The 9106-nt window shown below is 66.0% G+C and carries 8 protein-coding genes; 2 read left to right on the top strand and 6 right to left on the bottom strand.

Annotation, left to right across the window (positions count from 1 at the left end; genetic code table 11):
• The first annotated feature begins 62 nt into the window (after positions 1 to 62).
• Together ACY69P_RS10495 and ACY69P_RS10500 are read left to right on the top strand one after the other, a co-directional pair.
• The gene (locus ACY69P_RS10495) at positions 63 to 1988 is read left to right on the top strand and encodes a putative nucleotidyltransferase substrate binding domain-containing protein (RefSeq protein ID WP_462327429.1); all 1926 of its coding nucleotides are present in this window, start codon (positions 63 to 65) and stop codon (positions 1986 to 1988) included.
• 13 nt (positions 1989 to 2001) lie between these two features.
• Positions 2002 to 2742, top strand: a complete 741-nt coding sequence (locus ACY69P_RS10500; RefSeq protein ID WP_462327430.1) for a 3'-5' exonuclease — start codon at positions 2002 to 2004, stop codon at positions 2740 to 2742.
• A gap of 3 nt (positions 2743 to 2745) precedes the next feature.
• Here ACY69P_RS10500 and ACY69P_RS10505 read toward each other — a convergent pair whose 3' ends face one another.
• From ACY69P_RS10505 to ACY69P_RS10530, 6 genes are read right to left on the bottom strand one after another with little or no spacing between them, the layout of a single operon-like run.
• On the bottom strand, positions 2746 to 3303 hold the full coding sequence (locus ACY69P_RS10505; RefSeq protein WP_462327431.1) for a biotin transporter BioY: 558 nt from the start codon (positions 3301 to 3303) through the stop codon (positions 2746 to 2748).
• Positions 3300 to 4277 (bottom strand): biotin synthase BioB, encoded by a 978-nt coding sequence (gene bioB, locus ACY69P_RS10510; RefSeq protein WP_462327432.1) that lies wholly within the window; start codon positions 4275 to 4277, stop codon positions 3300 to 3302. Before bioB ends, ACY69P_RS10505 begins: the two co-directional genes overlap by 4 nt.
• A complete protein-coding gene (locus tag ACY69P_RS10515) occupies positions 4274 to 4588 on the bottom strand; it encodes a helix-hairpin-helix domain-containing protein (protein ID WP_462327433.1) in 315 nt (104 codons plus the stop codon). Before ACY69P_RS10515 ends, bioB begins: the two co-directional genes overlap by 4 nt.
• Before the next feature lie 2 nt (positions 4589 to 4590).
• Positions 4591 to 5808 carry a precorrin-6y C5,15-methyltransferase (decarboxylating) subunit CbiE gene (gene cbiE / locus ACY69P_RS10520; RefSeq protein WP_462327434.1) on the bottom strand — a complete coding sequence of 406 codons (1218 nt, stop codon included), beginning with the start codon at positions 5806 to 5808 and terminating at the stop codon, positions 4591 to 4593.
• Entirely contained in the window at positions 5805 to 6905 is a 1101-nt protein-coding gene (locus tag ACY69P_RS10525; protein ID WP_462327435.1) for a cobalt-precorrin-5B (C(1))-methyltransferase, read from the bottom strand. The genes cbiE and ACY69P_RS10525 overlap by 4 nt, the downstream gene beginning before the upstream one ends.
• 21 nt (positions 6906 to 6926) lie before the next feature.
• Positions 6927 to 8324 carry a cobyrinate a,c-diamide synthase gene (locus ACY69P_RS10530; RefSeq protein ID WP_462327436.1) on the bottom strand — a complete coding sequence of 466 codons (1398 nt, stop codon included), beginning with the start codon at positions 8322 to 8324 and terminating at the stop codon, positions 6927 to 6929.
• Between the last annotated feature and the right edge of the window lie 782 nt (positions 8325 to 9106).

The raw sequence follows: 9106 nt of genomic DNA on the forward strand, positions 1-9106 counted from the left end.
AACTTGCGACGCGGGTTTCGGCAACGCCACGCTGGCGCCGAAAACGCCGGAAGCGAGGCGCTATGCACAGGGACGTGTTCGCGGCCCAGCCGTCGGAAATCATCCCCTTTTTGAAGGCAACGTTGCCCTTCTCCGAATTGGACGACGACGTCCTGCGGGAGTTGGCGCGCAAGTGCTCCATCGACTTCTACCCCAAGGGCACGAGACTGCTCACCCAAGGGGAGAGTGCGGTGGAGTATTTGCTTATCATCCAGCGTGGCGGCGTGCGGCTGTATTTGGTGCAGGAGCAGGGCGGGGACAAGCTGGTGGACTACCGCGGCGAGGGCGGCACCGTGGGCGCGCTGGGCATTATCCGCGAGAGTGTGGCCAGCCTGACGGCTGACACCATTGAGGATACCTTCTGCTTCAAGATGCCTGCACTGGTTTTCCGCCAGCTGGTGGAGACCCACCCGGCCATTGCCCGGCATTTTCTGCACAGCCTCTCGGAGCATTACGTTTCGCGCGCGTTTTCGGAACTGCGCCGCCAGCACGCGGACCTGTGCACGGACAGCCCGTTGTATTTGTTTTCCACCCGCATCGGCGACCTTATCCAGCGCGCTCCGCGCGGTGTGGAGCGGGGGACGAGCATCCGCCGCGCGGCGCGGCGCATGCTGCGTGGCGGCATCGGCTCTTTGCTGGTGACCGAGGGCGAGGGCGGCGCTCCTGTGGGGATTGTCACGGACAAGGACCTGCGGCGCTGTGTGGCCGAAGGCGTGGACCCTGCCGCGCCTGTGGAGAGCATTATGAGCGCGCCGCTGGTGACGGCCAGCCACCGCGCTGTGTGCTTTGACGCGCTGCTCAGCATGATGGCGGCGCAGATTCATCACTTGGCCGTGGAGGAGGACGGGCGCGTGGTGGGGATGGTGACGTCCCATGACATCATGGTGCTGCAGGGCCGTTCCCCGGTGTATCTGTTCCGCGAGATATTGGCCCAGCGCCGCATTGAGGGGCTGTATGCCCTGTCGCAGAAGGTGCCGCTGGTGGTGGGGTCCCTTATTGAGGAGGGGGCCAAGGCCGGGAACATCACACGCATGATTACCGTGCTGAATGACCTGATTCTGGAAAAGCTGCTGACCATGCTGCAGGACGAGATGGGCCCGCCGCCGGTGCCGTTTTGCTGGATGCTCATGGGCAGCGAGGGGCGGCGCGAGCAGACCTTTCATACCGATCAGGACAACGCCATCATCTACACCGACCCACAGGACGCGGACGAGGCCGCCAGCGCCGAGGCGTATCTAGCGCGCTTTGCCGATGCCGCGCGGGACCATTTGGGGCGCTGTGGCTACCCGCCGTGCCCCGGCGGCATGATGGCGTCTAATTCGCGCTGGCGGCGGCCCTTTGCGGTGTTTCGGGAGTTCTTTGAGGAGATGATGTTGCGGCCCGAACCGCAGGAAGTGCTCCACGCCACGATTTTCTTTGACTTCCGCCCCGGGTGGGGGCGCGCGGACCTTGGCGAGAGCCTGCGGCGGCACATCACCCTGCACGCCCCGCGCGAGGCTGTGTTCCTGCGGCATTTGGCGCGGGATTGCCTTGGCGCGCGCCCGCCGCTGTCGTTTTTCCGGAACTTCATTGTGGAGAAAAACGGCGAGCACAAGGACACGCTGGACCTGAAGGAGCGCGGGCTGGTGCCTTTTGTGGACTTTGCGCGGCTGTTTGCCCTGCGCCATGGCATTGCGGCCACCAACACGCTGGACCGCTTGCACGCCCTTGGCGCGCAGGAGCACGTAGCGCAGGACCTGTGCTCCGAGGCTACGGAGGCCTACGAATTTTTGATGCAGCTGCGGCTGGTGCACCAGATGCGCCAGATACGTGAGGAACGCGAACCGGACAACCGGGTGCGCCCGTCGGCGCTGACGGACCTTGAGAAGCAGACCCTCAAGGAGGCCTTTGGCGTGATTTCGGGCTTGCAGGGCTTTATTCGGGACGTGTTCCGGCTGAACATCGCCTGACAGGGAGGATGGTATGACGGCACCTGCCGCCACACGCGGGCAAAGCCTTGGGGAGCGCCTGTTGCGCCTTGTGGGCCTTGGCGCGTCCGGGCCGCTGGCCGAGCACCGGAGCCGGTACGCGGGGCTGGATCAGGACCGGCCCCTCACGGACTATACCTTTACGGTGCTGGATACGGAGCTGACGGGCCTGTCGCCGCGCACGGACGAGATTGTGTCCATTGGCGCGGTGAAGGTGCGCGATTTGTCCATCACGGCGGACAGCTTTTATTCGCTGGTGGCGCCGCGCGGCGGCGTGCCCAAGGTGTCCACCATGGTGCACCGCATCACGCCCGAGATGCTGCGCGGCGCCCCGCGCCTGCGGCAGACCTTTCCCCGGCTGATGGAGTTCCTTGGCGACTCGCTGCTTGTGGGGCACAACATCGGCCTGGATATGTCGTTTTTGAATCGTGCGGCGCGCGATATTCTGGGCGGGCGGCTGCGCATTCCGTGTGTGGATACCATGCGCCTTGCGCAGGTGTACGAGCGCGAGTGCTGGGAAAACTACTACGACCAGTTTGACTCGCGTGTGTCGTACCAGCTGGGGGATTTGTCCGCGTCCTACGGCCTGCCTGCCTTTGATCAGCACAACGCCCTCTACGACGCCATGCAGACGGCCTACCTCTTTCTTTTCCTTGTGAAGAAATTGAAATCCGGCGGCATTGAGACGCTGCGCGATGTGTACCTCGCGGGGCGCAGTTGGCGGTGGTATCTGTAGGCGCTACAGGCGCAGCAGGCCGCGCCGCTGCATGTGGCGCGCGCAGGCCGCCGCCGCAACGATTTTGACCGCGTCGGGGAGGATAAACGGCGCGATGCCCACCATGGCGGCGCGCTCCATGGAGATATTGAGCACGGCGGCGAGGCGCCACGTGCCAAGGCCGTAGGCCACCACCAGTGCGGCCATGCCCCAGACAACGGCGTGCGCCCATGGGATGGGATTGTGGCGTCCGGCCATGCCCGTCAGCGCCGCTGAGCCCACAAAGGCCGCAAGGTAGCCGCCTGTCGGTCCCAGCAGATAGGCAAACCCCGCATTGCCCCCGGCAAACACCGGCAGGCCGATGATGCCCGCCATAAGGTACAGCGCCACACTCAGCGCGCCGTAGGCCGGGCCAAGGGCATACCCCGCCAAAAACACAAAGAACGGCTGCATGGAAAAGGGAATCGGCCCGATGGGGAAGTGCAGATACGCCCCAACGGCAATGGTTGCCGAGAACATGGCCGTCCACACCAGCCGGTGCAGGGATTCCAGCGTATGCAGGCTGTGCCCGGAGTGCGTCATGCGGGCTCCGGGAGAAGGCCGAGGGCGTCCATGTCCGCACGGTCGGCGGCAACGTCGTTGCCCTGCACGGTCAGGTAGTCGCCAATCATCAGTCCGCTGGCCCCGCACAGCAGGGGGCGCATGCGGTCCGCGCCAAACACGGCGGGGCGGCCGCCGCAGATGCGGATATGCTTGCTTGGCAGCATGAACCGGAGCAGGGCGATGATGCCCGCCGCTTCCCCGGCGCTGAGCAGAGGGCGGGAGGCAAGGGGCGTCCCCGGGATAGGGTGCAGGAAATTGACGGGCACGGAATGCACGCCAAGGTCCGCCAGCGTCCGCGCCAGTTCCGCACGCTGCTCCCATGTTTCGCCCATGCCGAACAGCCCGCCGCAGCAGACCATGAGGCCCGTGTCCACGGCGTCGCGCACGGTTTGCACGTCCTCGTCGTAGCTGTGGGTGGTGCAGATGCTGGGGAAGAAGCTGCGGGCCGTCTCCAGATTGTGATGGTAGCCGGACAGGCCAGCATCGCGCAGGGCGGTGAGCTGGGCCGCGGTGAGGATGCCGACGCTGGCGTCGGCGCGCAGGCCAAGGTCGCAGATGCCGCGCACGGCGCGGAGCATTTCGTCAAAGTCCGCCTCGGACAGGCCCTTGCCGCTGGTGACGATGCTAAAGCGCGAGGCTCCGGCGGCCTGCATGGCGCGGGCGGCCTCAAGGATGCGCTGCGCGCCCACAAAGGGATACTCCGGGCTGTTGACGCCGTGGTGGGCGGACTGGGCGCAGAAGCGGCAGTCCTCGCCACAGCGTCCGCTTTTGGCGTTGATGATGGAGCACAGGCCTACGGCCTTGCCAAAGGTGTGCTCCTTGATGCGCACGGCCTCGGCGTGGAGGCATGCGGCATCCTCTGCGGCTGCGCACGCAATGGCGCGTACGTCGTCGTCAGTGAGGGCCTTGCCGCCGAGGACGTCGTCGGCAAGGCGCGTGAAATGATGGGTCACGGGGTATCCTTCCAGTCCCACCAGCGCAGGCGCTGCGGGTCGCGTCCGCCTGCGGCGTAATACACCGCAAGGCGAAAGACATAGAGCACGCAGCGGTCCACGTGCTCCCCGCGCTGGCTGATGAGCCTGTCGTACATGTCCTGTGGGTTTTCACCGCGCAGGGCGTCAATATCCGCGTAGTCCAATTCCATAAAAAGCTCCGCCAGCCGGGGACCGACGGTGGGAATGATGCGGAAGACGTCCGGCGCGGTTTCCTTTTGGACCGGTATAGTCGGATTTGGGGTGGATGACAAATGCCGCGGCGGCGTCATGGCTATTCCAGCGGCTTGTCCGCGATGAGGGCGAACACGGGATTCTGCGCGGCAATGCGCAGGTCCCCGGCCAGCGGCGCGGATTCGCCGCCCTGGATGAGGGTGACAGAGTAGGGCCAGTCGTGCTCCTCCAGAATCTGGCGCGCGCGGGTAAGGGTATCCAGCAGCACGGCGTGGGCCACAAGGCGTCCGCCCGGGCGAAGGCGTTTGCACACGATGTCCAGCACGGTGTCGGCGTCCCCAGCAAGGCCGCCGCCGATGAAGATGCGGTCCGGCGTTGGCAGGTCGGCGAGGCAGGCGGGCATGGAGCCGTGCACCACGTCCACAAGGTAGGCGCCGGTGCGGCGGATATTCTCGCGTATCATGGCGACGCGGTTGGCGTTTTTTTCCACGGCGATGACGTTGCCGCGCGTGGTGAGGCTGGAGGCCTCAATGCCGATGGCGCCGCAGCCCGCGCCAAGGTCCCACATCACGGAGTCCGGGCGCAGGCGCAGGGCCGCAATGCCCACGGCGCGGGCAGGGCCCTTGGTGATGAGGTTCTTTTCGCGCATGAACAGATCGTCCGGGGTGCCGAGGCCGAGGGGGATTTGCGGTTCGGCCACGCGCTCCAGCAGCACAAGGTTGCGCGGGGAAAAGCTCTTTTTACGAGCTTCCTCAAGGGTGTACTTGCCGATGCGTTCCTTGTCGCTTTCCAGGTCCTCCAGCACCCACATGCAGTGGGTTTCGCCGCTTTTGTCCAGAATGCTCTGGGCGATGGCCGAGGGGATGTTGCGGTTGTCCGTAAACACCGCCACCCAGTGGGCCTCAAGCAGGGCGCTGAACATGGGGCGGTAGTCGTTTCGGCCATGCAGGGACACGGTGCGGATGCCCTGCCACGGAACCTTCAGGCGCGCCGCAGCGGCCTGCAGGGTGGTGACGTTGGGGTAGATGCGCACGTCCTCCGGCCCAAAGCGCTCGATGAGCGAGGTGCCGATGCCGAAAAAGAGCGGGTCGCCGTCGGCAAGGACGACAACCTCAAGTCCGTCGGCCTGCCGCGCGGCCATGGTGGCGTAGACGTCCTCCAGCGGGGCGGCGATGGGCAGCTTTTCGGCGGGGTGGCCGTCAAAGTGCTCCAGCAGGGCGCGTCCGCCCACCAGCACCTGTGCGTGGTCCAGCAGTGAGCGGGTGTCGTCGGGAAGGTTGTCCGGGTCCTGACCGAGGCCGATGATATGAATGGTCATGATGCGTCCTCCGATGTGACGTGGCAAAGGCGCGTGCCGTCGAAGTCGTAGACGTGGTATTCGATGCGGATGCCCGGTCCGGCAAGGGAAAGGGCAGCGCGCAGCGCGCGGTGTGCAATTGCCGTAACAATAGCATTTTTATGGGCATCGTTCACGAGAATTTCCAGAGCGTGGCGCGCGGTGTTGGCGCCGGCGATATCCCGGGCATGGCCGGGCTGTGCTCCAGCCTGCAGGCACCACTTGGCCAGCAGGTCGAAATCGATGCGGTTGTCTTTGGCGTGGGTGTATTCGTAGCCCTGCGCCATCTTGACCAGCTTGCCGAAAAAGCAGCCGATGACGATGCGCGTCATGCCGTGCTGGCGCGCGCCGCGCAGGGCGCTGGCGAAAAAGTCCGCTATCTGCACGCTGGCGATGCGGGGGATGTCCGGCCGGTCCGTCAGCAGCAGGCGCTCTGTGCGCCCGCCGGTGGACAGGGCGACGGTGTGGCGCCCTGCCGCGCGGGCCACGCTCAGGGCTTGATTGATGCTGGCTTCGTAGGATTCGTGGCTGTAGGGCTTCACCGTCCCGCGCGTGCCAAGGATGGAGATGCCCCCAACAATGCCAAGGCGCCCGTTCATGGTGTGGGCGGCAATGGCCTCGCCGTCCGGGACCTCTATGGTCACGTCCACCGCGCCGCAAAAGTCTGTTTCGTCCATGGCCTCGCGCACGGCGTCTGCAATCTGCTGGCGCGGGGCGGGGTTGATGGCGGCCTGTCCGGGCGGGATGGGCAGGCCGGGCAGGGTGACGCGTCCAACGCCGGCGCCGCCCTCAAGGTGCACCTCGCCGCGTGGCCCGTCCGGCAGCAGGCGCACGACGGCGCAGATGGTGGCCCCGTGGGTGGCGTCCGGGTCGTCTCCGCCGTCCTTGGTGACGCTGACGCGGATGGCGTCCCCTTCTGGCTCAAGGGCCGCGATGGGAATGCTCAGGCGGCCGGCGCGCGGGGTCGGCGTGTCCATGACGGCCCCGCGCCACCCGCGCGCAAGGGCGAGGAATCCCGCCTTGGCTGCGGCTGCGGCTGCGGTGCCTGTGGTGAAGCCTTCTCGAAGATGTGTGGTCATGATGGTGGCCGCTGCGCGGCGTTACTCTGCCGCGCTCTGGGCTGTGTGGGCGCGGGCGGCGTCCACAAAGGCGCGGGCCGCGTCGGGGTTGGAGGCAAAGTGCACGTGGATGTACGAGGCAAGGGTCTGGCGCAGGGCAAAGCCTTCCTTGGCGCCGGTCCAGCCGCGCCGGTCCATGACCTTGTAGACGGCGGGGATGTCCGCGTCCAGCGCGGAGGGCGAGGAGTAGTGGAATTCGTGCCCGCGCAGCATGGTCCACTCCGGCCCGAAAAAGGTGGACGCGGTGGTAACGGCCTCGCGGTAGCCCAGCGCGCGAAAGCGTTTGTCCATGGCCGCATGCATGGGAAAGACGCCCACCATGGGGTGCTCTGCGCCCTCGGCGGTGGTGATGCCCCGCATCAGGTACATGAAGCCGCCGCACTCGGCGTACACCGGGGCATTGGCCTCGCTGAATCCACGCACGGCGGCGCGCATGGCGGCGTTGCCTGAGAGCTGCGCCGCGTGCAGTTCGGGATAGCCGCCGCCAAGGTACAGGCCGCCAATGTCCGGGGGCAGGGCGGCGTCGCGCAGGGGGGAGAAGAAGACGAGCTGCGCGCCCGCGGCCTCAAGCTGGCGCAGATTCTCGTGGTAGTAGAAGCAGAATGCCTCGTCGCGGGCTACGGCGATGCGCACGGGCTTTTCCGCCTGTGTGGGCGGGGCCGTGGGCGTCAGGTGGCGCTCGGGGCTGCGGTCCAGCAGGCGGCCAAGGTGGCAGCCGTCCTCCATCCACTGGGCCAGCTGGGTCACGGTGTCTTCGGGCAGGTGATGGTCCTGCGCGGTCACAAGCCCAAGGTGGCGCGAGGGCAGTTCAAGGCCCTCGCGGCGGCGGAGCAGGCCAAGCAGTGGCGGCTGGCTGCCAAGGTGGTCTGGCAGGCCACGCAGTGCGTCGTCAAGGAGCTGGGCGTGGTTGTCGCTGCCAACGCGGTTCAGCAGAATGCCCGCAAAGTCGATGTCCGGGTCAAAGGCGGTGTAGCCGGTGACAAGGGCGGCGGCGGAGCGCGCCATGGAGCGCGCATCGGCCACCAGCACCACCGGCGCGCCAAGCCATTTGGCGATTTGCGCGGTGCTGCCGTCCTCGCCGGTTCCGGTGCGGCCGTCATAAAGGCCCATGACGCCCTCCACCACGGCGACGTCGGCGTCTGCGGCTTCCCGCGCAAAGACCTCCTGCACGGCGTCGTGTCCCATCATCCAGCCGTCGAGGTTGTGGCTGGGGCGTCCTGTGATGCGCTCGTGGTGGCCGGGGTCGATGAAGTCCGGCCCGCACTTGAAGGCCTGCACGGTGAGCCCGCGCCGCACAAGGGCGGCCATAAGGCCGAGGCTGGCCGTGGTTTTGCCGCATCCGCTGTGGGTGCCGGCAACGACGATGGTTCTGGTGGGCATAATCCGTCCTGCGTCCGTGGAAATGTGGAAAAAACGAGAGCGTCCGCACAGGATATATCGGAACACGCCGCGCACGAAAAGGGCAAGGCGGCGGGCAAAAAAACAAGCGGACCAAAGCCGCAGGGATGGCTTTGGTCCGCTTGGTAGGGAAATGATGCGAAATGGCTACTGCGTTTCCCGTGAAGCGGGATGGAAAAAGGGCGGCGGCCGGGTGGAGGAGCCGCCGCCCCATGACATGGTTCTGCACTGCTACTGGAGGTAGGAGCTCAACAATGTGCCATGTCGGAGGTGCCTGTTGTCTGCGAAGCCGCCCGCTTGACGGCCCTGTGGGCCTGCGGCTTCGTTACGGCATGCGGGGCGTCGTCCGCGCAGACGCCGCCCTCGCTGTCTCCGTATCCGGCAGGTGATGCTGGCAATGTGGTGTCGTGGAAGATGGCTCGTGCGCAGCATGCCTACTGCTGCGGGGGCGTCGCCATTGGAATGGTTGTTCTTCCGCGCCAAGGCCGGGAGGGTGCTTCATGCCGCATCGGCCCCGTGGCATCGCGTGCCGGGATGGAATGAATCTATGGAAAACATGCGACCGCAGTTGCTGTTAAACTGGAGCGCCGCACAATGTGTCGGCTGACTGACATATGTTTGGGCGGTTCGTCAAGCCCCTAGGCGCAATTTTCTTTCCTTGAGGGCATTTTCCGCTGGTGGTGGACGTGGTTCCGGTTTTTGCGGAGGATTTTGACGGTTTGCTTTGGGTAAAATTCGCCTAACCGTGCTCATGGGGCTGGGGC

Source organism: Desulfobaculum sp., assembly GCF_054921475.1.

Bases quoted from the DNA above. Each gene is read 5' to 3' on its own strand.
- ACY69P_RS10495 (WP_462327429.1), top strand. From the start codon at position 63: ATGCACAGGGACGTGTTCGCGGCCCAGCCGTCGGAAATCATCCCCTTT.
- ACY69P_RS10500 (WP_462327430.1), top strand. From the start codon at position 2,002: ATGACGGCACCTGCCGCCACACGCGGGCAAAGCCTTGGGGAGCGCCTG.
- ACY69P_RS10505 (WP_462327431.1), bottom strand. From the start codon at position 3,303: ATGACGCACTCCGGGCACAGCCTGCATACGCTGGAATCCCTGCACCGG.
- ACY69P_RS10515 (WP_462327433.1), bottom strand. From the start codon at position 4,588: ATGACGCCGCCGCGGCATTTGTCATCCACCCCAAATCCGACTATACCG.
- cbiE (WP_462327434.1), bottom strand. From the start codon at position 5,808: ATGACCATTCATATCATCGGCCTCGGTCAGGACCCGGACAACCTTCCC.
- ACY69P_RS10525 (WP_462327435.1), bottom strand. From the start codon at position 6,905: ATGACCACACATCTTCGAGAAGGCTTCACCACAGGCACCGCAGCCGCA.
- ACY69P_RS10530 (WP_462327436.1), bottom strand. From the start codon at position 8,324: ATGCCCACCAGAACCATCGTCGTTGCCGGCACCCACAGCGGATGCGGC.